The 22692-nt window shown below is 75.1% G+C and carries 23 protein-coding genes; 8 read left to right on the top strand and 15 right to left on the bottom strand.

Annotated elements, in window-relative coordinates; translation table 11 throughout:
* Positions 1-3: 3 nt before the first annotated feature.
* The 3 genes from cobO to cpt are packed head-to-tail and all read left to right on the top strand — an operon-like array spanning position 4 to position 2636.
* The gene (cobO, locus tag ACZ6EM_RS16320) at positions 4-609 is read left to right on the top strand and encodes a cob(I)yrinic acid a,c-diamide adenosyltransferase (protein ID WP_049655361.1); all 606 of its coding nucleotides are present in this window, start codon (positions 4-6) and stop codon (positions 607-609) included.
* Positions 610-613: 4 nt separating this feature from the next.
* A complete protein-coding gene (locus tag ACZ6EM_RS16315; protein WP_465772587.1) occupies positions 614-2053 on the top strand; it encodes a cobyrinate a,c-diamide synthase in 1440 nt (479 codons plus the stop codon).
* Positions 2054-2099: 46 nt separating this feature from the next.
* Positions 2100-2636 (top strand): chloramphenicol phosphotransferase CPT, encoded by a 537-nt coding sequence (cpt, locus tag ACZ6EM_RS16310; RefSeq protein ID WP_465772618.1) that lies wholly within the window; start codon positions 2100-2102, stop codon positions 2634-2636.
* Here the strand turns inward: cpt and ACZ6EM_RS16305 are convergent.
* Both ACZ6EM_RS16305 and ACZ6EM_RS16300 read right to left on the bottom strand, forming a co-directional pair.
* Positions 2552-3220 (bottom strand): protein kinase domain-containing protein, encoded by a 669-nt coding sequence (locus tag ACZ6EM_RS16305; RefSeq protein WP_465772586.1) that lies wholly within the window; start codon positions 3218-3220, stop codon positions 2552-2554. The two genes, cpt and ACZ6EM_RS16305, sit on opposite strands and share 85 nt — an antisense overlap.
* Complete coding sequence (locus ACZ6EM_RS16300) at positions 3214-3672, bottom strand: protein kinase domain-containing protein (protein WP_465772585.1); 459 nt, start codon at positions 3670-3672, stop codon at positions 3214-3216. The genes ACZ6EM_RS16305 and ACZ6EM_RS16300 overlap by 7 nt, the downstream gene beginning before the upstream one ends.
* A gap of 147 nt (positions 3673-3819) precedes the next feature.
* Between ACZ6EM_RS16300 and ACZ6EM_RS16295 the strand changes: the two genes are divergently transcribed.
* Positions 3820-3969: a hypothetical protein gene (locus ACZ6EM_RS16295; RefSeq protein ID WP_452179858.1), complete on the top strand. Its 150-nt coding sequence runs from the start codon at positions 3820-3822 to the stop codon at positions 3967-3969.
* Between the two features lie 42 nt (positions 3970-4011).
* On the opposite strand, the gene ACZ6EM_RS16290 is transcribed toward ACZ6EM_RS16295, so the two are convergent.
* Positions 4012-4599, bottom strand: a complete 588-nt coding sequence (locus tag ACZ6EM_RS16290; protein WP_401050389.1) for a TetR/AcrR family transcriptional regulator — start codon at positions 4597-4599, stop codon at positions 4012-4014.
* A 141-nt stretch (positions 4600-4740) separates the two neighbouring features.
* Between ACZ6EM_RS16290 and ACZ6EM_RS16285 the strand changes: the two genes are divergently transcribed.
* The gene (locus ACZ6EM_RS16285; protein WP_401050386.1) at positions 4741-5922 is read left to right on the top strand and encodes an FAD-dependent monooxygenase; all 1182 of its coding nucleotides are present in this window, start codon (positions 4741-4743) and stop codon (positions 5920-5922) included.
* Positions 5923-6030: 108 nt separating this feature from the next.
* On the opposite strand, the gene ACZ6EM_RS16280 is transcribed toward ACZ6EM_RS16285, so the two are convergent.
* Both ACZ6EM_RS16280 and ACZ6EM_RS16275 read right to left on the bottom strand, forming a co-directional pair.
* Positions 6031-6483 carry a hypothetical protein gene (locus ACZ6EM_RS16280; protein WP_452179861.1) on the bottom strand — a complete coding sequence of 151 codons (453 nt, stop codon included), beginning with the start codon at positions 6481-6483 and terminating at the stop codon, positions 6031-6033.
* Between the two features lie 86 nt (positions 6484-6569).
* Positions 6570-7079: a MarR family winged helix-turn-helix transcriptional regulator gene (locus tag ACZ6EM_RS16275; protein ID WP_359903417.1), complete on the bottom strand. Its 510-nt coding sequence runs from the start codon at positions 7077-7079 to the stop codon at positions 6570-6572.
* A 140-nt stretch (positions 7080-7219) separates the two neighbouring features.
* On the opposite strand from ACZ6EM_RS16275, the gene ACZ6EM_RS16270 reads away from it, so the two are divergent.
* Positions 7220-8167: an EamA family transporter gene (locus tag ACZ6EM_RS16270; protein ID WP_465772584.1), complete on the top strand. Its 948-nt coding sequence runs from the start codon at positions 7220-7222 to the stop codon at positions 8165-8167.
* A gap of 138 nt (positions 8168-8305) precedes the next feature.
* Here ACZ6EM_RS16270 and ACZ6EM_RS16265 read toward each other — a convergent pair whose 3' ends face one another.
* From ACZ6EM_RS16265 to ACZ6EM_RS16255, 3 genes are all read right to left on the bottom strand, one after another.
* On the bottom strand, positions 8306-9142 hold the full coding sequence (locus ACZ6EM_RS16265) for a hypothetical protein (RefSeq protein WP_452179864.1): 837 nt from the start codon (positions 9140-9142) through the stop codon (positions 8306-8308).
* Positions 9143-9225: 83 nt separating this feature from the next.
* Entirely contained in the window at positions 9226-10257 is a 1032-nt protein-coding gene (locus ACZ6EM_RS16260; RefSeq protein WP_465772583.1) for a TolB family protein, read from the bottom strand.
* Complete coding sequence (locus ACZ6EM_RS16255) at positions 10254-11729, bottom strand: MFS transporter (protein ID WP_465772582.1); 1476 nt, start codon at positions 11727-11729, stop codon at positions 10254-10256. The genes ACZ6EM_RS16260 and ACZ6EM_RS16255 overlap by 4 nt, the downstream gene beginning before the upstream one ends.
* A 334-nt stretch (positions 11730-12063) precedes the next feature.
* Between ACZ6EM_RS16255 and cobC the strand changes: the two genes are divergently transcribed.
* The gene (gene cobC / locus ACZ6EM_RS16250; RefSeq protein WP_465772581.1) at positions 12064-13701 is read left to right on the top strand and encodes an Rv2231c family pyridoxal phosphate-dependent protein CobC; all 1638 of its coding nucleotides are present in this window, start codon (positions 12064-12066) and stop codon (positions 13699-13701) included.
* Positions 13702-13890: 189 nt separating this feature from the next.
* On the opposite strand, the gene ACZ6EM_RS16245 is transcribed toward cobC, so the two are convergent.
* The 7 genes from ACZ6EM_RS16245 to ACZ6EM_RS16215 form a co-directional block, all read right to left on the bottom strand.
* A complete protein-coding gene (locus tag ACZ6EM_RS16245) occupies positions 13891-14958 on the bottom strand; it encodes a cobalamin-independent methionine synthase II family protein (protein ID WP_401050419.1) in 1068 nt (355 codons plus the stop codon).
* Positions 14959-15054: 96 nt separating this feature from the next.
* Entirely contained in the window at positions 15055-15648 is a 594-nt protein-coding gene (locus ACZ6EM_RS16240; RefSeq protein ID WP_452179868.1) for an HAD domain-containing protein, read from the bottom strand.
* Positions 15649-15764: 116 nt separating this feature from the next.
* Positions 15765-16862, bottom strand: a complete 1098-nt coding sequence (locus ACZ6EM_RS16235) for an LLM class flavin-dependent oxidoreductase (RefSeq protein ID WP_465772580.1) — start codon at positions 16860-16862, stop codon at positions 15765-15767.
* A 302-nt stretch (positions 16863-17164) separates the two neighbouring features.
* Positions 17165-18187 carry a glutamine synthetase gene (gene glnII / locus ACZ6EM_RS16230; protein ID WP_401052120.1) on the bottom strand — a complete coding sequence of 341 codons (1023 nt, stop codon included), beginning with the start codon at positions 18185-18187 and terminating at the stop codon, positions 17165-17167.
* A gap of 185 nt (positions 18188-18372) precedes the next feature.
* Positions 18373-19365: an SCO1860 family LAETG-anchored protein gene (locus ACZ6EM_RS16225; protein ID WP_465772579.1), complete on the bottom strand. Its 993-nt coding sequence runs from the start codon at positions 19363-19365 to the stop codon at positions 18373-18375.
* A gap of 176 nt (positions 19366-19541) precedes the next feature.
* The gene (locus tag ACZ6EM_RS16220; protein ID WP_359903447.1) at positions 19542-20219 is read right to left on the bottom strand and encodes a uracil-DNA glycosylase; all 678 of its coding nucleotides are present in this window, start codon (positions 20217-20219) and stop codon (positions 19542-19544) included.
* 80 nt (positions 20220-20299) lie between these two features.
* Positions 20300-21391, bottom strand: a complete 1092-nt coding sequence (locus ACZ6EM_RS16215; protein ID WP_380553153.1) for an amidohydrolase family protein — start codon at positions 21389-21391, stop codon at positions 20300-20302.
* Positions 21392-21484: 93 nt separating this feature from the next.
* On the opposite strand from ACZ6EM_RS16215, the gene ACZ6EM_RS16210 reads away from it, so the two are divergent.
* Positions 21485-22570, top strand: coding sequence for a pyridoxal-phosphate-dependent aminotransferase family protein (locus ACZ6EM_RS16210; RefSeq protein WP_465772578.1), 1086 nt, complete (start codon positions 21485-21487; stop codon positions 22568-22570).
* Positions 22571-22692 lie beyond the last annotated feature (122 nt).

Genomic DNA, 22692 nt, shown 5'->3' with positions numbered 1-22692 from the left:
GACATGCCCAAGGGTGTCCCCGAGAGCGTCCCCGACGACGGCCTGACGACCCGTCAGCGCCGTACACTGCCGATCACCGCCGTGCACACCGGCCCCGGCAAGGGCAAGTCCACGGCCGCGTTCGGCATGGCGCTGCGGGCCTGGAACCAGGGCTGGCCGGTCGGGGTGTTCCAGTTCGTGAAGTCCGCCAAGTGGAAGGTCGGCGAGGAGAACGCGCTGCGCGTGCTCGGCGCCTCCGGCGAGGGCGGCACCGTCGACTGGCACAAGATGGGCTCCGGCTGGTCCTGGATCCAGCGCTCCGCCGAGCAGGAGATGTCCAGCGAGGAGGCGGCCAAGGAGGGCTGGGAGCAGGTCAAGCGGGACCTTGCGGCCGAGACCTACCGCTTCTACGTGCTGGACGAGTTCACCTACCCGATGCACTGGGGGTGGGTCGACCCGGACGAGGTGGTGGCCGTACTCAAGGACCGTCCGGGCAGTCAGCACGTCGTCATCACCGGCCGGTACGCGCCCGAGGCGCTGACCGGATTCGCCGACCTGGTCACCGAGATGACCAAGGTCAAGCACCCCATGGACGCCGGCCGCAAGGGCCAGCGCGGTATCGAGTGGTAGGCCGTTGAGCACCGTCCCCCGCCTCGTCGTCGCCGCGCCCTCCTCGGGCGCCGGCAAGACCACCGTCGCCACCGGCCTGATCGCGGCGCTCGCCGCGCGCGGGCTGGCGGTGTCGCCGCACAAGGTCGGCCCCGACTACATCGACCCGGGCTACCACGCGCTCGCCGCCGGGCGCCCGGGCCGCAACCTGGACGCATTCCTGTGCGGGCCGGAGCGGATCGCACCGCTGTTCCTGCACGGCGCGGCGGGGGCGGACGTCGCGGTGGTCGAGGGGGTCATGGGCCTGTTCGACGGGGCCTCCGGGCGCGGGGAGCTGGCCTCCACCGCGCACGTCTCCAAGCTGCTGCGGGCGCCGGTGGTGCTGGTGGTGGACGGCTCCTCGCAGTCCCGCTCGGTCGCCGCGCTGGTGCACGGCTTCGCCTCCTGGGACCCACAGGTGCGGCTCGCCGGAGTGATCCTCAACCGGGTCGCCTCCGACCGGCACGAGCACCTCCTGCGCGAGGCCCTGGAGGAGGGCTCCGGCGTGCCGGTGCTGGGCGCGCTGCGCCGCTCCGCGGCGGTCGCCACGCCGTCCCGCCACCTCGGGCTGATTCCGGCGGTGGAGCGCTCGGCGGAGGCCCTGCGGGCGGTCGCCGACATGGGTGAACTGGTGGCCTCCTCGGTCGACCTGGACGCCCTGCTCGAACTCGCCCGGACGGCGCCGGACCTGGACGCCGAACCGTGGGACCCGTCGGCCGAGGTCACCCCGGTGGCCGGCCGGCCGCGGATCGCGGTGGCGGGCGGCGCGGCCTTCTCCTTCTCGTACGCGGAGAACGCCGAACTGCTCGGCGCGGCGGGCGCGGAGGTGGTCCCGTTCGACCCGCTGCGCGCCTCGTCGCTGCCCGAGGGGACGGCCGGCCTGGTGATCGGCGGCGGCTTCCCGGAGCTGTACGTACGCGAGTTGAGCGGCAACGCCGAACTTCGCGCCGCCATCGCCGGGTTCGCCGCCGCGGGCGGGCCGATCGCCGCCGAGTGCGCCGGACTGCTCTACCTGGGGCGGGAGTTGGACGGCCTGCCGATGTGCGGCGTGCTGGCCACCGACGCCCGGATGACCGAGCGGCTCACCCTCGGCTACCGGGAGGCGGTCGCCCTGCACGACTCCCCGCTGGGCCCGGCCGGCACCAGGCTGCGCGGCCACGAGTTCCACCGCACGGTCTGCGAACCCGGGGCGGGCGAACTCCCGGCCTGGGGCTGGCGCCTTCCCGCCGGCCCTCGCACCGAGGGCTTCGCGGGCGGCAACGTGCACGCCTCCTACCTGCACCTGCACTGGGCGGGCGCGCCGGCGCTGGCGTCCTCCTTCACGGCCGCGGCGGCGGGCTTCGCGGCCGGGGCGGGCTTCGCGGCGGGAGCCTCCGGAGCCGTGCAGTCCACGGCTCGTCCCGTCCCCTGGGGCGCCCCCGGATAACGCGGCGACGCCGCGGGGTGTGCGGCCATAGGCTCCGCCCATGCATGTGATCGTTCTCAACGGCGGTTCCAGCTCCGGCAAGTCGAGCATCGCCCGGCGCCTGCAGGACCTGCTGCCGGCCCCGTGGCTGCACCTCGGCGCGGACACCATGGTCGAGGCGCTGCCGGCGTCGTTGCGCGACGGCGGCGAGGGGATCGGCGGGCTGGAGGGCGGGAACGGGACGGTCGAGGTCGGCCCGGTCTTCGCCGCGCTGGACGCCGCCTGGACGCTCGGGGTGGCGGCGATGGCCCGGGCCGGGGCGCGGATCGTGGTGGACGAGGTGTTCCTCGGCGGCGCTGCTTCGCAGGCCCGGTGGCGGGCGGCACTGGAGGGTCTGGACGTGCTCTGGGTCGGGGTGCGCTGCGATCCTGCGGTGGCCGCGGCGCGAGAGGCCGCGCGCGGCGACCGGGTGGCCGGGATGGCCGCCGCGCAGGCCTCGGCGGTGCACCAGGGCGTCGGCTACGACCTGGTCGTCGACACCTCGCGGGCCTCGGTGGACGACTGCGCCCGGCTCGTCGCCGGGCGGGTGGCGTCCGACGGTTGAGCCGCCCCCGGCCGGACCCTGTCGGACGCGGCCGCACCCCGTCGTGCCCGGCCGCACCCCGTCCCGTGGTCCGGGACCGCACCCCGTCGCCGGGGCGCCGGGTCCGGGCTCGCCGCCTCCGCTACAGCGCGAGGGTCTGCCAACCCCGGGTGATCTGGTCGTGGACGGCCGCCGGGTCCGGCGCCGGCGACTGGGCGGCCGCCGGCGCCGCCAGCAGGGGCCGTACCGTCCGCCGGGCGCTGCTCCGGGCCGATGGCCAGCGCGCGGGTGACGACGGCGGCGAGCGCCGGCTCGACGGCCCGGACCGCCGCCGTCGCCGCGGGCTCGGGCCCGGTCTCCACGATCCGGCGGATCACCGCTCCGGTGCTGGTCGCCGCGAACGGGCTGGAGCCGTGCGCCGCGCACACCACGCAGCACGCCCAGGCCCACACGTCGGCCGCCGGACCGACCCGCTCCTCGCCGAACCGCTCCGGCGCCATGTACGTCAGGGTGCCCGGGCCGCCGCCGGTGGCGGTCGGCCGGGTGCCGTCCACGATCGCCGCGATGCCGAAGTCCAGCAGACGCGGGCCGGCCGTGGTCAGCATGATGTCGGCGGGCTTGAGGCCCGGCGGACGAGCCCCAACCGGTGCACCCCCGACAGCGCCACGGCCGGCGCCAGTGCGAGGGTGCGCAGCGCCTCCGCGGAGCGGATCGGCCCCTGCTCGCGCAGGTAGGCGTCCAGCGGGCGGGCGTCCAGCAACTCCATGGCCGGGTAAGGGCGTCCGGAGTCCACGCCGGTGTCGAGCACCCGGGCGGTGCAGGCGCCCGGCACCATCGCCAGCACTTCGGACTCGCGCTGGAAGCGGCGCAACAGGTCGGCGTCGTCGAGGAGTTCGAGGTTGATGGTCTTGAGCGCGACCTGGGTGGCGGAGCCCTGGCGCTGGGCGAGGTAGACCGTGCCCATGCCGCCGGAGCCGATCCGGCCGAGGAGCTGGTAGCCGCCGATCGTGCGGGGCTCGTGGAGGCTGAGGGGGTTGCCGACGGGACTCGGCAGCACCGGCGGGGCGGCCGGGACGGGCCGGGCGAGCGGGCCGGGCTGCGCGAACTGCGTGGGGACGTACGGCGCCTGGGACTGGACGTACGGGGGCTGCGGCGGCGCGGTGGGCGCGTACGGGTTCGGCGGTGCCGGGAGCGCCTGGGCGGCGTGGCGCCGGTGGCCGCCAACGCCCGGCGGCGCGTTGCCGCCTGGGCCCGCACCAGCACCGCCGGCGTCGCCGGCCGCGACAGCAGCGCCGTCCCGATCACGATCAGCACCGCGATGTCGAGCGTGTTCACCATGCTTCCCCCTGCCTGATCGAGCAGCGGGAGTACAGGCGGGCGCCGCCGGATCCCAGGCCTACCGGTCGAGCAGCACGGCGAGGTAGCGGTCGATCTCCTCGCGCAGCTCCTCGGGCATCGGCACGTGCCAGTGCCCGCTGCCGGCCGTCGCGTTGAACAGCACGCCGTCGCACCAGCGGATCAACCGGCGGGAGTCACCCGTCGGGTCGCTCGAACCGGCGGCGGCGAGCAGCTCGGCGGCGCGCTGGGCGAAGCGCGCGCCCAGACGGTCGTAGAGGGAGCGCAGTTCGGGCCTGCGGGTGGCCTCCAGGGCGAGCTCCAGGCGGGCCAGGGTGATCCGGCGGCCGCCTGTGAGTGCCTGGAAGAGCACCTCGGCGCCGACCTCGGCCAGCAGCTCGCGCGGCGGGACGGCGGCCTCCGGCAGCTCGCCCTCGACGAGGACGGGGTAGTCGGCGGTCTCCCGCTCGACGATCCGGGTGAGCACGAGCTCCAGCAGGGCGGCCCTGGTCCGGGCGAGGTTGGAGGTCGAGCCGGCGGGCAGGCCGGACGCGTCGTCCACGGCGCGGTGGGTGAGCCCGCGCAGGCCGGCGTCGGCGATCAGGTCGATGGCGGCGTCGGCGATCAGGGTCGGGCGCGGGGGTGTCATGGGTCCGATCATGGCCTTTCCGGAGAGGCTCCCCCAACTCACTACAGCCGTAGTTTACGACTCACTACATATGTAGTACCGTTTCGAGCGCCGGACACTACACCTGTAGTGGCCAGAGCGCGCGAGAAGAGGAGTCCCCTCATGGGCCTGCACCAGGCGATCGTCATCGGCGGCGGCATCGGTGGCCTCGCCGCCGCCCTCGCCCTCCACCGACAGGGCGTCCCCGTCCGCGTCCACGAGCGCGCCGACTCCCTCGAACCCGTCGGCGCCGGACTCGCCCTGGCCCCCAACGCCCTGCGCTGCCTCGACCGGCTCGGCATCGGCGGGCACCTGCGCGCCCTCGCCACCCCGCACCCCGCCGTCGGCCTGCGCCACCCCTCCGGCCGCTGGCTCGTCCGCACCAGCACGTCCGCCTTCGAGGCCCGCTTCGGCGACACCATCGCCGCCGTCGCCCGCGCCGACGTCATCACCGCCCTGGTCGACGCGCTCCCGGAGGGCACCGTCCGCACCGGCTCGCCCGCCACCCTCGTCACCCCCGGCAGCACGACCGGGCCCGCCGTCGTCCGCACCGCCGACGGGGAGGAGACGGCCGACCTGGTCGTCGCCGCCGACGGCATCCACTCCGCGACCCGGAGCCTGCTCTTCCCCCGGCACCCCGGCCCCCGCTACAGCGGATTCACCACCTGGCGCACCATCGTCACCCCCGGCCGCCTCCCGGCCGCCGCCGGCGAGGTGTGGGGCCGCGGGAAGCTCGCCGGGATCGTCCCGCTCGCCGACGGCCGGGTCTACGTGTACGGCGCCGCCCTCGCCCCGGCCGGTGAACGGGCCGCCGACGGGGACGAGCGGGCCGAACTCCTGCGCCGGTACGGCGACTGGTGCGCCCCCGTACCGCAACTGTTCGCCCTGGCCGAGCCCGAGCGGGTCCTGCGCCACGACGTCCGGGACCTCGCCGACCCGCTGCCCGCCCACCACTACGGCCGGGTCGCCCTCCTCGGCGACGCCGCCCACGCGATGTGCCCCTTCCAGGGCCAGGGCGCCTGCCAGGCCATCGAGGACGCCCTCGTCCTGGCCTCCCCGCTCACCCCCGGCACCGACCCCGCCGCCGCCCTGCCCGCCTACACCGCCGCCCGACTGCCCCGCACCTCCGCCGTGGTCGCCGGCTCCCGCCGCATCGGCGACCTCGTCGCCCTCCGCTCCCCCGCCGCCGCGCTCCTGCGCACCACCGCCCTCACCCTCGCCGGCCTCCTCCCCGCCCGCGCCCTGCTGAGCCGCGCGGCCCGGACGTACAACTGGCGGCCGCCGACCCCGGGCGGGGCGGCGTAAGGGGACCCGCCCTCCGCCGAGCACGTCCGCCGCGGCACTCGGAGCCGCGGCCGGGGGCGGGGGCGGGGCCGGGGCCGGGGGCGGAGCCGGGGCGGGGCGGGGCGGCCGTCAGGCGAGCTTGCCGAAGGTGCCGTCGAGCGGGTCGGACCGGTGGCAGGCGACACAGCGCAGCCGGGTGTAGATCGCCACCGCGCCCATGAAGACGTCCTCGCGCCCGTCGGCCGGGGACTCGGAGGAGGCCGGCTCCCCACAGTCCAGGCAGATGCGGCGGGGGCGGGCGGCGACCGAGCAGGCGCGGCAGATCAGGTGGGTCGGGTGTTCCGCGTGCACGACGACGGGCTGGGGGCCGCCGTACAGCAGGTGGTCGCACCACGTGCAGGACTCGTCCTGCTGGGCCGCCAGCATCCGGGCCCGGGTCTCCTGCTGCCACTTCGCCGCGTGCTGCAAAGGCACCCTGACGGGCGGCCCCCACCCGGAGGCGGTGAGCCACCGGGCGCCCTCCGCGCCGGCGGCCCGCAGCTGGTCGTCGACGGCGATGTCCCTGGGCGTCTTCTCGTTCATCGGGGTCTCTCCTCCGCTGGGCTTCCGCAGAGGACAACGCGGCCGGGACACCGCCGGACACGCGGCGCGGCGCACCCGGCCCCGGTTCAGAGGAGCGGCTCGGTGTCCCCGTGCGCGATGAGCAGCTTGCGCAGCAGGGCGTCGAGCCGGGTGCGCTCGTCCGCGTCGAGGGCCGAGAGGATGCGTTCCTCGTTGCCGACGTGGCCGGCCAGGGCGCCGTCGATCAGCTCCTTGCCGGCCGGGGTGAGGCGGACCAGGACGGCGCGGCGGTCGCTCGGGCACGGGTTGCGCTCGACCAGGCCCTTGGCGGACAGCCGGTCGACCCGGTTGGTGATGGCGCCGGAGGTGACCATCGCGGACTTGAGCAGCGCGCGGGCGTTGAGCTCGTACGGCTCGCCGGAGCGGCGCAGGGTGGCCAGCACGTCGAACTCGGAGGAGTCCAGGCCGCAGGCGGTGAAGTACTCGCGCAGGGCGTTGTCGACCCGGACGTTGAGCCGTCGGAGCCGGCCGATCAGGGCCATGGGCCCGGCGTCCAGGTCGGGTCGGGCCCGGGCCCACTGCTCGACGATGTCGTCCACGGTGTCGCGCTGCTGCATGTCCGCCGCCCTCCCGGGGCCGTCCGATCCGAAGCCTTCCGTCCAACGCAGATATCTTAACATTCACATACTTGACGTTCTCCGATCCTGGGCGTAGAAAGTATCTCAACGTTCAGATAATCAACGTTCAGGGGGACGTCATGGCCGTCATGGACCGCAAGCGCGCGGGGATCGCCGTCACCGCCGCACTCGCCCCGGCCGCGTGGGGCACCACCTACCTCGTCACCACCCAGCTGCTGCCCGAGGGTCGCCCGCTGCTGCTCGCCGCCCTGCGCGCCCTGCCGGCCGGACTGCTCCTGCTGCTGATCGGCCGCCGACTTCCCAAGGGGCGCTGGTGGGGACGCGCGGCCGCACTCGGGATGCTCAACATCGGGCTGTTCTTCCCGCTGATGTTCGTCGGCGCGTACCGCCTGCCCGGCGGCGTCGCCGCCACCATCGGGGCGATCCAGCCGCTGCTCGTCGCCGGGTTCTCGATCGGCGTGCTGCGGGTGCGGCCCGGACGGCGGGCGGTGATCGCGGGACTGGTCGGGGTCGGCGGAGTGGCCCTGCTGGTGCTCAAGAGCGGCGCCCGGCTGGACGGCGTCGGGATCGCCTCGATGGTCGCCGGGATCTCCCTGATGGCCATGGGCACCGTCCTCACCCGCCGCTGGGGCCGCCCCGAGGGCGCCACCCTGCTCGACCTCACCGCCTGGCAGCTCCTGGCCGGCTCGGTCTTCCTCGTGCCGCTCGCCGCCGTGGTCGAGGGCGCGCCGCCCGCCCTGAGCGCCGCCAACCTGGCCGGCTTCGCCTACCTCGGCCTGTTCGGCACCGCGCTCGGCTACTTCCTCTGGTTCCGCGGCATCGAGCACCTCGGCGCCGGCCCGGCCTCCTTCCTCGGCCTGATCAACCCGGTCGTCGCCACCCTCGGCGGCCTCGTCGTCCTCGGCCAGACCCTCACCCCCTGGCAGCTCCTCGGCCTTCTCCTCGCCCTCGCCGCCATGCTCGTCGGCCAGGCCCCCGCCCGCCGCACCCCCGCCCCGACACCGGCACCGGCATCGGCACCGGCCACCGCGCCCACCCCCCAGCCCGAACCGGCCACCGCCCGCTGACCGGGCTCCTCCCGAAGGCCGGCATCTCCCTGAACGCCTGCGCCCCGCCGTCCCGGCGGGGTGCAGGCGTATTCGGCGGGCGGCGAGCGATGACGGACGGGCCGCGCGGACGGCGGAACCCGGACCCCGGGCGGCGGGTCAGCCGGTGGCGCGGATGTAGATGTCGGCGGCGCCCGGCAGGCCGCCGGGGATGGTGGCGACGTAGATGCGGCGGGCGGTGGGGGCGTGGGTGGGGAGGTCGGTGGGGGTCGGGGTGGGGGTGGGGGTCCAGGTCTGGGTGGGAAGCGGGGCGGGGGCGGGGGCGGGGTCGTCGGGGGTGGGCTCGTCCGGGGCGGCCGCGGGGGCCGGTTCGACGGTGGGGTCCTCGGGGTCGGCATCGGGGTCGCCGGGGTCCGGGGCGGCGGCGGTGGGGTCGGAGGGCCCGGCCGGGTCGATGGGCTCGGCGTCCGGGGACGGGCTCTCGGTGGGCGCGGCGGCGGGGTCGGCGGTGGCGGACGGGCCGGGCGCGGGCGTCGGCGCGGACTCGGGAAGCTCCGGGGCCTCGGCCGGCTCGTCGCCGCCGAGGGCGGCGAGCAGGTCGGCCGGGAGCGGGGCGGCCGGCCCGGGCGAGGGGAGGTCGTAGGCGCTGAGGAAGTCACCGAGGCCGGGGGCCCTGCCGCCGCCGAGGCGGTAGTGCAGGTAGGCGACCGGGGCGCCACCGGAGGTGTGGGTGTAGACGGCGCCGACCGGGACGTAGAAGCGGCCGACGCCGGGATGCTGGGACGGGTGCAGGCCGGCCAGGCGTTCGGCGCGGTCGCGGTCGGTCTCGCGGCCGGTGCCGCCGGCGGTGAGCGCGTTGACTCCGCGCACCACGAGGGCGGCGACGACGGACACGCAGAGCACCAGCCCGACGGCGACGGTGCGCCGCAGGACCGGGCGGCCGTGCAGGGCGGGCCAGGAGTCGGTCACCGTGCGCTCGGGTGGAATGCCGTCCACGGTCGTCTCGCTCCCCCGTTCGTTCAGGACGCCTGATCAGGACGTCACACTCTGCTCGACGTGGGACCGTAGCCGAGAGTTCCTCAGCCCAGGTAGGCGGGGGCGACCGCAGCCCTGGTGACCGGCTGCGCACTGCCCGAACCGTCCGCCGGGACGGTCCACAGGTCGGCGCCGTAGTCGCCGGGCAGGGCGTAGACCAGGGTGCCCTCGCCGGACCAGAGCGCCTGGTCGTCGATGTTGCGCTGCTCGGCGGTGGCGGTCTCGGTCATGGTGGCGAGGTCGAGCACGTACAGCCGCCACGGGGCGTCGGCGGGCAGGCCGGGAACGCGCTTCTTGTAGGCGACGCGGGTGCCGTCCGGGGAGAGCGAGGGGCACTCGACGTTGTCGTGCAGGGTGGTGAGGGTGCGGGCGCCGAGGTCGCCGCGGACGAGGTGGGTCCGCCCGGCGCTGGCGAGGGTGGCGTAGAAGGTGGTGTCGTCGGCGAAGGTGACGCCCCAGATGTTGATGTCGTGCGCCTGGTACGGGTGGCCGTCCAGGACGACCGAGAAGTCCTCCAGGTTCTCCCGCAGGTTCCAGTCCCGGACGTCCACGATCGAGGTGCGGGTGGAGAAGTCGCTGCCCGCGTACGAGTCGCCGCTGACGAAGACCGTCCAGGCGGCGAGGTGCCCGGACGGGGAGACCCGGGAGCGGGTGGGGATGCCGGCCGCCTGGAACGAGCGGAGCTCGCGCAGGTGGTCGTCCAGGACGACGGCGCGGTAGGTGTCCTCCAGCGCGCCGTGCTGGGCCTGGAGGCAGATGCCGGTGCCGGCGGCCGCGTGGAAGCGCAGGCACTGGACGCCGGAGGCGGTGCGCGGGCCGTCGGGGCGGTCGGCGGCGACGGAGGTGATCTCGTCCCGGTGCGGGCCCCAGGCCATGTTGCGGAACAACAGCTGTCGTCCGCCGGACTGCACCTGTAGTGACACCGGGCCGGGCGTGACGGACGGCCCGCCGGGCTGGGCCTGGTCCCGGCGGGCGGTGCGGTCGGCGGCGTTGAGGACGGCCCCGGTGCCGACCGCGCCGAGCAGCACGACGGCGACCAGCAGGATGATCATCCTGGTGCGGTTCCGCAGGTTCATCGGGTCTCCTCCGGGGTCTTCGCGGCGACGGGTCCGGGCTGCTCCGCGACGGGGACGGGCTGACCGGCGGCGGACCCGGGCCGCCCTGTGACGGGCCCGGCCGGCCCCGCGGCGGGCCCGGACGGGCGCAGCACCGCCGCCGCGCCGAGCACGCACAGCGCCAGCGCCCCCGCCGACCAGCCCAGCGCCGCCGGGCCGCCGACCACCCCCCACAGCGCGCCGAACAGCAGCGAGCAGGCGAACCGGGCCAGTGCCTGTCCGGTGCCGACCAGGGCGAGTCCGGCGCCGCGCTGCTCGGCGGGTACGGCGTCGGCGGCCGCGGCGGCGAGCACGCCGTCGGTGGCCGCGTAGAAGGTCCCGTGCAGCACCAGCACGCAGAGCACCGCCGGCAGCCCGCGCAGCGGTGACAGCAGCAGTCCGTACGCGAGCAGCAGCACCCCGTGCCCGGCGAGGAAGAGCCGGTGGCGGCCGATCCGGTCGGCGAGCGCGCCGAGCGGGACGGCGAGCAGCAGGAAGGCGGCGGCGGTGCCCAGCGGCAGCAGCGGGAAGAGGCCGACGGGCAGGTCCAGCCGGCGCTGGACGAGCAGGTAGAGGAAGGAGTCGCTGACGGTGGTGAGGCCGAGCAGGACGGCGCAGAGCGTCAGCCGGCGCAGCCCCGGCAGCCGCAGCAGGGTGAGGCTGTCGCGCAGCGAGGGGGCGGAAGTCGACAAGTCGTCACCCTGCTGCCGGTTCGGCACGAACAGCAGCAGGATCAGCACCCCGAGCGCCGCGACGCACGCGCTGACCGCGAACACCGCGTCGTAGCCGTGCCGCTCGCCGCCGTCGGCGAGCAGCGGGCCGCCGGCCAGCCGCAGCACCAGGAACGCGGTGAGCGGCCCGAGCAGGGCGCCGGCCGTGTCCATCGCCCGGTGCACCCCGAACGCCCGGCCGCGGTGGGCGGGTTCGGTGGCGAGCGAGATCATCGCGTCCCGGGGGGCGGTGCGCAGGCCCTTGCCGGTGCGGTCGACGGCGATCACGGCACCGATCAGCGGCACGGTGTGGACGAACAGCAGCAGCGGCCGGCACAGCGCGGACAGCCCGTACCCGACGGCCGCGACGGTCTTGTGGCGAGCCGCGCCGTCGCGGCCGCGGCGGTCGGAGAGGTGGCCGCCGACCAGCCGGACCAGTGCGCTGAAGCCGTTCTGGATGCCGTCGAGCAGACCGAAGCCGAGCGGGGAGAGGCCGAGACCGGTGAGCAGGTAGAGCGGGAGGACGGCGGTGACCATCTCCGAGGAGATGTCGGTGACCAGGCTGACCGCGCCGAGGGCGACCACCGCCCCGGGCACGGCGCCCCGCCGCACCGGGCCCACGGCCGGCGCGGCGGTGGTCGGCCCGGCGGGGGACGGGCCGTCGGGGGTCGGCCCAGCGGGGGACGGCCCGGCGGGGGACGGCCCGGCAGGGGCCTTCGAGCTGCGCGAGTCCGCGACGTACACGGCCGTCAGTTCCGGATTCCGGTGCGGCCGACGGCGCCGGCGGAGCGCGGCCGGGGACGACTGCCGGGGGCGAGGGTTCCGGGGGCGCGCAATCGTGCGAAGGCCATGGGGTCCTCCGGAGGTCGGGGATTCCTGGGCGGGAGCGCCGAGAACAGTAGGAGCGCCGTGGTGTCGTGTACCGCACAACGCAGATGAAGAACAGGCGAACAGCTGCCGCGCCGCGGCGGCCCCGGGGCGGACGGCGGACCGGCGTCGGACGTCACACCCACCGCGATTGACCCGTTCCGGCCGGGCGTGGTGGGATCACCGGAGTTCGGGACGAAAGGTGCGGCACGTGAGCGAACCGGTCGCCGACGCCCCCCGCACTCTGGTGGTGGGGATCGGCGCGAGCAGCGGCGCCGAACGGACCGAGGTCCTGCGACTGCTCACGGACACCCTCCGGGAGACCGGCCTGACGCCATCCGCCGTGGCCCGGCTGGCCACCGTGACGGGCAGGGCAAACCACCCGGCGGTGCGCTGGGCGGCCGACCACCTCGCGGGGGTGCCCGTGGACGAGCACCCGCCCGAGGTACTGGCGGGCGTACCGGTGCCGAACCCCTCCGCCACCGTCGGTACGGCTGTCGGCACCGCGAGCGTGGCCGAGGCGGCGGCACTGGCGAGCGCGCCTGGCGGCCGGCTCGTGGTCACCAAGCGGAAGTCGGCGCGGGCCACGGTCGCGATCGCCCGGACGGCGGCGCGCGGACGCCTCGCACCGCTCGACGTGGACGCGGACCCGCCGCCACCGCCCCTGACCACCGGCACCGGCACCGACACCGGCACCGACCCCGGCCGCACAGCCGGCACCATCAGCCCCGACCGGCACCAGCCGAACCACCTGAGCCACCTGAGCCGCCCGAAACCCGAAGCACCCGCAAGGAGACCCCGCGTGACCGCCCCCGAACCCGACCTGCGCCACCACGGCGACGCCGAGGTACGCGCCGACGGGCTCGGCCTGGTCGACCTCGCCGTCAACGTCCGCACCGGCACTCCCCCGGCGTGGCTGCGCGAGCACCTCGCGGCCACCCTCGGCGACCTCGCCGCCTACCCCGACCGGAGCGCCGCTCGCGCCGCGGTGGCCGCCCGGCACGCCCGCCCGGTCGAGGAGGTGCTGCTCACCTCGGGGGCCGCGGAGGCCTTCGTCCTGCTGGCAAGGGTTCTGACTCCGCATCACATCGTCGTGGTGCACCCGCAGTTCACCGAGCCCGAGGCGGCCCTGCGGGACGCCGGGCACCGGGTGCACCGGGTGCTGCTCTCCCCCGAGGACGGGTTCCGGCTGGGCGCCGTCCCCGAGGAGGCGGACCTGGTCGTCCTCGGCAACCCGACCAACCCGACCTCCGTGCTGCACCCCGCCGAGGCCGTCGCCGCGCTGGCCCGGCCCGGGCGCACCCTGGTGGTGGACGAGGCGTTCATGGACACCGTGCCGGGCGAGCGGGAGTCCCTCGCCTCCGTCCGGGATCTGCCCGGCCGGGTCGTCGTGCTGCGCAGCCTCACCAAGACCTGGGGGCTGGCCGGACTGCGGATCGGCTATGTGCTCGGGCCCGCACCGCTGATCGCCGACCTCGGCGCCGCCCAGCCGCTCTGGCCGGTCTCCACCCCGGCGCTGGCCGCCGCCGAGGTGTGCAGTGGCCCGGCGGCGCTCGCCGAGGCCGAGCTGGCCGCGGCCGAACTTGCGCTCCGGCGCGAGCACTTGGTGAAGGGCCTGGCCGCCTTCCCGTCGGTGCGGCTGTACGGCGAGCCGGCCGCTTCCTTCGTCCTGGTCCGACTGCCGGATGCGGCGACCGTCCGGCAGCGGTTGCGCGAGCACGGCTTCGCCGTCCGGCGCGGGGACACCTTCCCGGGGCTGGGTGAGGAGTGGCTGCGGATCGCCGTCCGGGACGAGGAGACCACCGACCGATTCCTCAATGCCCTTGAGGCCGTGCTCGGTTCGGCCTGACCGGCACAGCACCAGCGCCCTCCGGCCGCCCACCGCCCACCGCCCGCCCATCAGGCCGGACGGGCGGACGGCCGGACGGGCGGACGGGCGGACGGGCGGACGGGCGGACGGGCGGACGGGCGGACGGGCGGCCAGGCAACCAGCCGGCCCGACGCGCAAACAGCTCAGCCCCCACCGACGCGGCGAGCGCTACTGGAGCCCGAGCGCCTCCGCCGCCATGGCGGTGCCCTTCACCCGGGCCGCGATCTTGGCGAAGGCGGTGTCCCGCGAGGTGGAGGCGTCGTCGGCGAACGGCGAGAATCCGCAGTCGTCGGTCGTGCCGAGCTGGTCGACCGGGATGTGCCGGGCCGCGGCCAGCACTCGGTCGCGCACCTCCTCCGGGCTCTCCACCCTGGGGTCGATCGGGTCGGTCACCCCGACGAACACCCGGATTCCGGGGCGGAGTTGATCCGCGATGACGGCGAGCACGCGGTCGGGGTCGGCCTCGCTCGCCAGCTGCACGTAGAAGTTGCCGACCTTGAGCCGGAAGAGCTTCGGCAGCAGCTCGGCGTAGTCGACGTCCAGGCTGTGGGTGGAGTCCTGGTCCCCGCCCGGGCAGGTGTGCACGCCGAGGCGGGCCCGCTCCTCCTCGGTGAACCGGTCGAGCACCTGGTTGTTGAGGGCCACGAAGTCGTCCAGCAGGCTGCCCGACGGGTCCAGCTTGAGCGACAACCTGGCCTCGGTGAAGTCGAGTTGGACGACGTGGGCGCCCGCGTCCAGGCAGCCGCGGATGTCGGCCTCGGCCTCGTCGGCCAGGTCCTTCAGGAAGTTCTCGCGCGAGTACCCGTCGATGCCGCCGGCCGGGTAGAGCAGGCTGAGCGCGGAGGGTGCGATGACGGCCTGCTTGACGGGCTGCGAGGTGTGGCGCAGGGCTTCGCGCAGATAGGTCTCGGCACGGACGCGGTACCGGAAGGGTCCGGCGGTCAGCCGCGGCAGCTGCCGGGTGTGCCCGTCGGCGAAGGGGATGACGGCGCCGTCCCCGGCGAGGGAGGTCAGACCGGCGAGGGGGTACGTGACGAAGCTCGGCTTGGCCTGCTCGCCGTCCACCAGGACGGGGCAGCCGAGCTCCGCCAGCCTGGCCAGGGTGTCGGCGGTGGCCTCGTCCTGCAGCTTCTTCAGGTCGGCGTCGGACAGCCGCCCTTCGGCGTGTTCGGTCAGGGCGTTCAGCAGGGTGCTCGGCCGGGGGATGCTGCCGATGGGCTCCGTGAGAATGGTCATGACGGGACGGTAGAAAGGGCGGCGCCCCGAGCACAACGGGGCGCACGGCGCATTCCGCCCGACCGTTCACACTCCGCGCGCCCCACCCTTCTGCGTTCACGCCCCCGGAACGGCACACCCCTCCGCCCAATCCCGTAGCGTGGCGAAGTCCTCGGCCAGCAGACCGATCCGGGGGTTGACGTGCAGGGCCAGCGCCCGCCCGGGATGGTGGGCGGCGATCCACTCCTCGTCCTGCGGGCCGAGTTCGTCGTCCACCCAGACGAACGGGCGTCCGGCGGCCCAGGCGACCACGTCCCTGGTCTTCCAGTGCAGCCCGTCCGCATCCACCCCGAACAGGTCGGACCAGCGGATGTACGGCAGTTCGGGCAGGCCGATGTGCGGGCCTATGTGGGTGTTCGCCTCGCCCATCCAGCCGGTGGCCCACACCAGTTCGTACGGCAGCGCCAGCAGCGCCTCGCCGTGGGACGGGTTGAGCCAGACCCGCAGCGGCTTGACCCGGACGGCGGGCGGCCTGGCGTGCTTGGCGCGCGTCGCCTGCCGGGCCCGGACCGCCGCCAGGTGCTCCTGCTTCGCCACCCACCAGGAGGGGCGCAGCCGGTGGGTGGCGTAGCCCTCGGGCCTCCGCTTCGGCGCGGCGTAGGGATTGAGCGGTCCGTCCACGTCGAGCAGGAGCAGGGGCTGCTGGGTCATGCCATGAATTCTCGGTCCGGTGAGGGCGCTTGACCAGCGATTTGCCGGCCGCGATCGGTCGGACGGAGCCCCGGGGCGTCCCGGCCGCGCCGCCCGGCCCGCCCCGGCCCCAGGCGTCACGGGCGGTCCCACAGGTTGCGGGCGGCGAGCAGCGGGAGCACGCCCTCCCCGAACCAGTACGCCTCCTCCAGGTGCGGCATTCCGCTCAGCACGAACTCGTCGATGCCCAGCGCGTGGTACTCGCAGATCAGGTCCGCGACCTCCCGGTGGCTGCCCACCAGTGCCGTCCCGGCGCCGCCGCGCAGCAGGCCGACGCCGGCCCACAGGCCGGGGTACACCTCCAGCCGCTGCGCGGAGCCGCCGTGCAGCGCGAGCATCCGGCGCTGCCCCTCCGACTCGCTCTCGGCGAGCGCCCGTTGGGTCTGCCGCACCCGGGCCGGGTCCATCGCGGCGAGCAGCCGTTCGGTCTCCGCCCAGGCCTGCGCGGCGGTGTCCCGGGTGATCACGTGCAGGCGGATGCCGAACCGGACGGTCCGGCCCCGGGCGGCGGCCAGTTCACGGATCCAGCGGATCTTCTCCCGGACCTGGGCGGGCGGCTCGCCCCAGGTCAGGTAGACGTCCGCGTACCGGGCCGCGACGTCGCCGGCGGCCGGGGAGGAACCACCGAAGTACACCGCCGGCACCGGGTCCAGCAGCCGGTTCAGCCGTGCGCCCTCGACCCGCAGGTGCGGCCCGTGGTGGTCGACCGTCTCCCCCGCCCAGAGCCGTCGGGTGATGTCCAGGAACTCCCCGGTCCGCGCGTACCGGGCGTCCTTGTCCAGGAAGTCCCCGAAGGCGCGCTGCTCGGCGGACTCCCCGCCGGTCACCACGTTGAGCAACAGCCGCCCGCCGGAGTGCCGTTGGTAGGTCGCGGCCATCTGCGCGGCCAGCGTCGGGCTGATCTGCCCGGGCCGGAACGCCACCAGGTACTTCAGCCGCTCGGTCACCTGGCTCAGCATCGCGGTGGTCAGCCAGGCGTCCTCGCACCAGGCCCCGGTCGGCGTGAGCACGCCCTCGAAGCCCAACTGCTCGGCGCTGCGGGCGATCTGGCCGAGGTAGCCGATGCCCGGCGGCCGGTCCGACCCGGCGGCGCCGGGCGTGGAGCCGTGCCCGCCGCCGACGATCAGCCGGCTGTCGCCGTTGGTGGGGAGGAACCAGTGGAAGGTGAGAGCCATGGACGGACACACTCCTGGGGCCGGTGCTGCCTGCGGTCGGTTGTCGGAACCCACTCGCGGCGACACCCGTCCGCCCACACCCGCCCCAGGTCCACGTGCAGCCTGCGCACGAGAAGGGGGCGGCCCGGAGCAGTCATGCCCCGATTCTCCGCGCCTCCCCCACCCCTATCAAGCCCCCGGGCTCCCGGCCCCGCCCCCGGACACCTCGACACCCCGACGCCGCAATGCCCGCAGGCCCCCTCCTGCACCGGGAGGGGGCCTGCGGGCGTGACGTGGTGCGGGTGCCGGGTACGGCCGGTGGATCAGACCTGGCCGGCCTTCTCCAGGGCGGCGCAGCAGGTGTTGATCAGGAGGCGGGTGACGACGTAGGGGTCGACGTTGGCGTTCGGGCGGCGGTCCTCGATGTAGCCCTTCTTGTCCACCTCGACCTGCCACGGGATGCGCACGGAGGCGCCGCGGTCGGAGACGCCGTAGCTGTAGGCGTTCCACGGGGCGGTCTCGTGCTTGCCGGTGAGGCGGGACTGGATGTCGTCGCCGTACTGGCTGACGTGCTCCAGCACCTTCTCCTGGGAGGCGCCGAGCGACTCGCAGGCGGTGATGATGGCGTCGTAGCCCTCGCGCATCGCCTTGGTGGAGAAGTTGGTGTGGGCGCCCGCGCCGTTCCAGTCGCCCCTGGCCGGCTTGGCGTCCAGGGTGGCGTCGATGCCGAACTCCTCGGCGGTGCGGTACAGCAGGTAGCGGGCGATCCACATGTCGTCGGAGACGGTCAGCGCGTCGACCGGGCCGATCTGGAACTCCCACTGGCCGGGCATGACCTCGGCGTTGATGCCGCAGATGGCCAGGCCGGCGTCGATGCAGCGGTCCAGGTGCAGCTCGACGATCTCGCGGCCGAAGACCTCCTCGGCGCCGACACCGCAGTAGTAGCCGCCCTGCGGGGCCGGGAAGCCGCCCTCCGGGAAGCCGAGCGGGCGGGAGCCCTTGAAGAAGGTGTACTCCTGCTCGATGCCGAAGATCGACTCCTGCGCGGTGTACTTCTCGGCGACCTCACGCAGCAGGGCGCGGGTGTTGGAGACGTGCGGGGTGCCGTCCGTCTCCAGGACCTCGCAGAGGACCAGGATGTTGTCGCCGCCGCGGATCGGGTCCGGCACCACACGCACCGGGTCCAGCACGCGGTCCGAGGCGTGGCCCTCGGCCTGGCTGGTCGAGGAACCGTCGAAGCCCCAGGTGGGGATCTTGTCGGCGTTGGGCAGGACGCGAGTCTTGGAACGGAGCTTCGCGGTCGGCTTGGTGCCGTCGATCCAGATGTACTCGGCCTTGATTGCCACGTCGTGTCCCTCGCATTGCTGGGTGGTGGGTGCCCGCGTAGCGTTGCAAGCCGCCGTTTCCCGGTTGTTCCTCTCGTGTAACGCGCATGTGAACCAACCGTCCGCATTGGCACGGTCACGGTGCGGGAGTGCCGGGGGTGGCACTCCCGCCGTTCCGGGTGCCGTCGGTGACGGCACGGGCATGGTCAGTGACGACGGGCGTGCGCGGCGCGACGGCGCCGGGTGGCCCACAGCGCGGCCGCCCCGCCCGCGACCAGGGCGGCGGCCCCCGCGGCGAGCGGGCCGGTGGCACTGCTGCCGCCGGTGGCGGCCAGCTTCTCCCCCTTCTCCGACTTCTCCACCGCGGCCTGCGGGCCGGCGGCCCGCGAGGTGGTGGTGTCGGCGACCGGCTGAGCGGCGGGCGCACCGGCGGGCGCGGTGCCCGCGGTACCCGTGGTGGCCGGGCCGGTCGGGGCGGTCGGGGCGGTCGACGGCGCGGAGGGCTTCTCGCAGCTCACCGAGGCGACGGTGACCTTCCCGGTGACCTTGGCGACGTTCAGGTTGAGCGGGTTCACCTCCACCTGCACCTCCAGGGCGGAGGCGGCGGCGGTGGTCGTGGTGACGGTCTTCTTGGAGAACTCCACCGAGACGCTGCCGACCAGCGGCACGTCCACCTTGGTCGGGCCGTACACGCCGACGGTGACCGGCTTGCCGAGCACGCTGAGCTTGACCGGCGCGACCACGTCGGCGGTCGGCTGCCCGTCGACCGGACAGGTCGCCTCGGCGCTCATCGCCTCCAGGCCGAGCAGCGCGGTGGTGGGCAGGCCGGGGGCGTGCACGTCGGCGTTGACCAGCTTGACGGAGGCGGTGGCGCCCTTGGCGTCGACCCTGGTCACCGACTTGCCGATGTCGGCCTTGACGAGCTCGACCGGGCCGGTCTGGTCGACCCCGGCCACCGTGGCCGTCAGGATCGATCCGTCGCGCTGCGCCGGCGACTCCACCTTGTTCAGCGCGATGTTCACCGGGACGTCCACCGCCTTGTTCAACAGGCTGACGTCCAGGTCGAGTTCGGCGGTGACGGCGCGCGCCTTGCCGGGTGACGGGGCGGGCTCGGCCGCGTGGACGGGCGCGGCGGTGAGCAGGGTGCTCGCCACCACGGCGGTGGCCGCGGCGGCGGAAACGATTCGGCGAGAAGACATGGCGATACCCCCACACAGATGAAACGATGAGCCGCCAGTCTTCTCGAACAATCCGTCACATGAGTAACACAGAAAGTCATTTCACTCGTTGGAGTGAGATTGGCGTTCTGCGCTGACCCAGTTCTGCTACGGCAGCCGCGCCGTACCGGCCTACCGCGGCCGCGCCGCACCGGCGGCTACGGCAGCCGCCAGTCCACCGGCTGCGCCCCCTGCCGCACCAGCAGCTCGTTCGCCCGGCTGAACGGCCGCGAACCGAAGAAGCCGCGGTCGGCCGACATCGGGCTGGGGTGGACCGACTCCACCGACGGGACGTTGCCCAGCAGCGGGCGCAGGTTGCGGGCGTCGCTCCCCCACAGGATCGCCACCAGCGGGCCGCCGCGCGCCACCAGCGCCCGGATCGCCTGCTCGGTGACCGCCTCCCAGCCCTTGCCGCGGTGCTGGCCGCTCTTGCGCGGCTGCACGGTGAGCACGCGGTTGAGCAGCAGCACGCCCTGCTGCGTCCACGGGGTGAGGTCCCCGTTGGACGGCTGCGGCAGGCCCAGGTCGGTGCCGTACTCCCGGTAGATGTTGATCAGGCTCGCCGGGATCGGCCGCACCTCCGGCGCCACCGAGAAACTGAGCCCGACGGCGTGGCCGGGCGTCGGGTACGGGTCCTGCCCGACGATCAGCACCCGTACGTCGGCGAAGGGCTGTTGGAAGGCCCGCAGCACGTTCGGGCCGGAGGGCAGGTAGGTTCGGCCTGCGGCCAGTTCGGCGCGCAGGAAGTCGCCCATCGCGGCGACCCGTCCGGCGACGGGTTCCAGGGCGGTGGCCCAGCCGGGCTCGACGATCTCGTTCAGTGGACGCGGTGCCATGGTCGCCACCCTATCGGCCTACGCCGACAGTGCTTTCAGCGGATGATCATGGGATCGAGGCAGGTCGACCGGGTCCGCGGCTACCCGACCGGCCGCCCCCGCAGCACCACCAGCCGCGGGTCCGCGAGCACCCGGACGTCCGCCCGCGGATCCTGCGCGTACACCACGAAGTCCGCCGGCGCGCCCTCCTCCAGCCCCGGCCGTCCCAGCCACTCGCGCGCTCCCCAGCTCGCCGCCGACAGCGCCTGCGCCGGGCTCAGCCCCGCCTTCACCAGCTCCGCCACCTCGTCCGCGACCAGCCCGTGCGCCAGCGAGCCGCCCGCGTCCGTCCCGACGAACACCGGGATGCCGGCGTCGTGCGCGGCGCCCACGGTGTCGTACCGGCGCTCGTGCAGCCGCCGCATGTGCGCCGACCAGGCCGGGAACTTGGCCTCGCCGCCGGCCGCGAGGTCCGGAAAGGTGGCGATGTTGACCAGCGTCGGCACGATCGCCACCCCGCGCTCGGCGAAGGCCGGGATCAGTTCCTCGGTCAGCCCGGTGGCGTGCTCGACGCAGTCGATCCCGGCCGCCAGCAGGTCCGGCAGCGACTCGGCGGAGAAGCAGTGCGCGGTGACCCGGGCACCCTCCTCGTGCGCCGCCGCGATCGCCTCGGCCAGCGCGTCGCCGGGCCAGCAGGCGGCGAGGTCACCGCGCTCGCGGTCGATCCAGTCGCCGACCAGCTTCACCCAGCCGTCCCCGCGCCGGGCCTCGGCCCGCACGTAGGCGGCCAGGTCGCCGGGTTCGATCTCGTGCGCGTAGTTGCGGATGTAGCGGCGGGTGCGGGCGATGTGCCGCCCGGCCCGGATGATCCGGGGCAGGTCCTCGCGCTCGTCGATCCACCGGGTGTCGGCGGCCGAGCCGGCGTCGCGGATCAGCAGGGTGCCGGCGTCCCGGTCGGTGAGCGCCTGCTTCTCGCTGGTCGCGGCGTCCACCGCGCCGTGCGCGTCCAGGCCGACGTGGCAGTGCGCGTCCACCAGGCCGGGCAGCACCCAGCCGTTCACCGTCCGCACGTCCCCGGCGGTCGGCGGGCGGGTGAAGCTCACCCGGCCGTCCACCACCCAGAGTTCGTCCCGGACGTCCTGCGGACCGACCAGCACCCGACCCCGCACGTGCAGCACCGCGCCATCGCTCATGGCCGCACTCTACCGACGGGCGGGTTCCGTGTAAGCAGTCATGATGCGGCAGACTCGTTTCCGCACCCCACCCCCGCGAAAGGCGATCAAGACGTGAGTCCCTTCCTCGACCTGCCCCCGCTCAGCGCCGCCGAGTTCGCGGCGATCGAGGACCGGGTGGCCGCGCTGCTGCACACCGAGGCCGATGTGATCGTCACCCAGGGCGAGGCGCTCCTCCCCCTGGAGGCCGCGATCCGCGGCGCCGCGCACCCCGGCTCGACCGCCCTCAACATCGTCACCGGCCCGTACGGGCAGACCTTCGGCAACTGGCTGCGCTCCTGCGGGGCGAAGGTCGTCGACCTGGCCGTGCCCTTCGACAGCGCGGTGAGCGCCGAGCAGGTGGCCGAGGCCCTCGACGCCGACCCGGAGATCGACTTCGTCTCCCTGGTGCACGCCGAGGCCGCCACCGGCAACACCAACCCGGTCGCCGGGATCGGTGCCGTGGTCCGCGAGCACGGCGCGCTGCTGATGCTCGACGCGGTCGCCTCCGTCGCCGCCGAGCCGCTGCTCACCGACGAGTGGGGCGTCGACCTGTGCGTCATCGGCGGCCAGAAGGCGATGGGCGGCCCGGCCGGCGTCTCCGCCGTCTCCGTCTCCGCGCGCGCCTGGGAGCGGATCGCCGCCAACCCGGCCGCCCCGCGCCGCTCCTACCTCTCGCTGCTCGACTGGAAGGAGCGCTGGACCGACGCCGGCCGCGCGGTGCTGCCGCACGCCCCGGCCCAGCTGGAGATGCTCGCGCTCGGCGCCTGCCTGGACCGGATCGCCGCCGACGGCCTGCCGGCCGTGATCGCCCGCCACCGCGCCGCCTCGGCCGCCACCCGGGCCGGCGTCCGCGCGCTCGGCACCCTGGCCCCGTACGTCGTCGAGGACGCCCACGCGGCCCCGGTCGCCACCACCCTGCGCACCCCGGACGGCGTCGACGCGACCGCCCTCGCCGCCCGCCTCGACCCGGCCCTGCCCGTCCAGCCGGGCGGCGGCGCCCTGGCCGGCTCGATGCTGCGGGTCAACCACTACGGGCGGGCGGCCGCGCTGGACACCGTCCGCGCGTGCGTGTCGGCCCTGGCCGGGGCGACGGGCGCCGACCCGGCGCCCGCCCTGGCCGCCGCCGAGGCCGCCTGGAGCGCGACCGTCCTGGCCTGAGCGGCCCGGGCTCCCACGGCCGCGGGGGCCACAAAAAGAGGGTGGGGGGGGGGGGGGGGGGCGGGGGGGAGGGGGGCGGGGGGGCCCCCCCACCCTCCCAACCGAGGCTTTGCTTGGAGTTC

This window comes from Kitasatospora sp. NPDC041917 (genome assembly GCF_055589745.1).
The sequence above is the reverse complement of the archived record's forward strand: the minus strand, read 5'-3'. Positions and strand labels throughout refer to the sequence as shown.

Coding starts and splice junctions, on each gene's coding strand:
- ACZ6EM_RS16275 (WP_359903417.1), bottom strand. CDS start 7,079: ATGCAGCAGCGCGACACCGTGGACGACATCGTCGAGCAGTGGGCCCGG.
- ACZ6EM_RS16290 (WP_401050389.1), bottom strand. CDS start 4,599: ATGACACCCCCGCGCCCGACCCTGATCGCCGACGCCGCCATCGACCTG.
- cobO (WP_049655361.1), top strand. CDS start 4: ATGCCCAAGGGTGTCCCCGAGAGCGTCCCCGACGACGGCCTGACGACC.
- ACZ6EM_RS16240 (WP_452179868.1), bottom strand. CDS start 15,648: ATGACCCAGCAGCCCCTGCTCCTGCTCGACGTGGACGGACCGCTCAAT.
- ACZ6EM_RS16235 (WP_465772580.1), bottom strand. CDS start 16,862: ATGGCTCTCACCTTCCACTGGTTCCTCCCCACCAACGGCGACAGCCGG.
- ACZ6EM_RS16220 (WP_359903447.1), bottom strand. CDS start 20,219: ATGGCACCGCGTCCACTGAACGAGATCGTCGAGCCCGGCTGGGCCACC.
- ACZ6EM_RS16245 (WP_401050419.1), bottom strand. CDS start 14,958: ATGACCATTCTCACGGAGCCCATCGGCAGCATCCCCCGGCCGAGCACC.
- ACZ6EM_RS16285 (WP_401050386.1), top strand. CDS start 4,741: ATGGGCCTGCACCAGGCGATCGTCATCGGCGGCGGCATCGGTGGCCTC.
- ACZ6EM_RS16270 (WP_465772584.1), top strand. CDS start 7,220: ATGGCCGTCATGGACCGCAAGCGCGCGGGGATCGCCGTCACCGCCGCA.
- ACZ6EM_RS16260 (WP_465772583.1), bottom strand. CDS start 10,257: ATGAACCTGCGGAACCGCACCAGGATGATCATCCTGCTGGTCGCCGTC.
- ACZ6EM_RS16225 (WP_465772579.1), bottom strand. CDS start 19,365: ATGTCTTCTCGCCGAATCGTTTCCGCCGCCGCGGCCACCGCCGTGGTG.
- ACZ6EM_RS16305 (WP_465772586.1), bottom strand. CDS start 3,220: ATGCTGACCACGGCCGGCCCGCGTCTGCTGGACTTCGGCATCGCGGCG.
- ACZ6EM_RS16280 (WP_452179861.1), bottom strand. CDS start 6,483: ATGAACGAGAAGACGCCCAGGGACATCGCCGTCGACGACCAGCTGCGG.
- ACZ6EM_RS16215 (WP_380553153.1), bottom strand. CDS start 21,391: ATGAGCGATGGCGCGGTGCTGCACGTGCGGGGTCGGGTGCTGGTCGGT.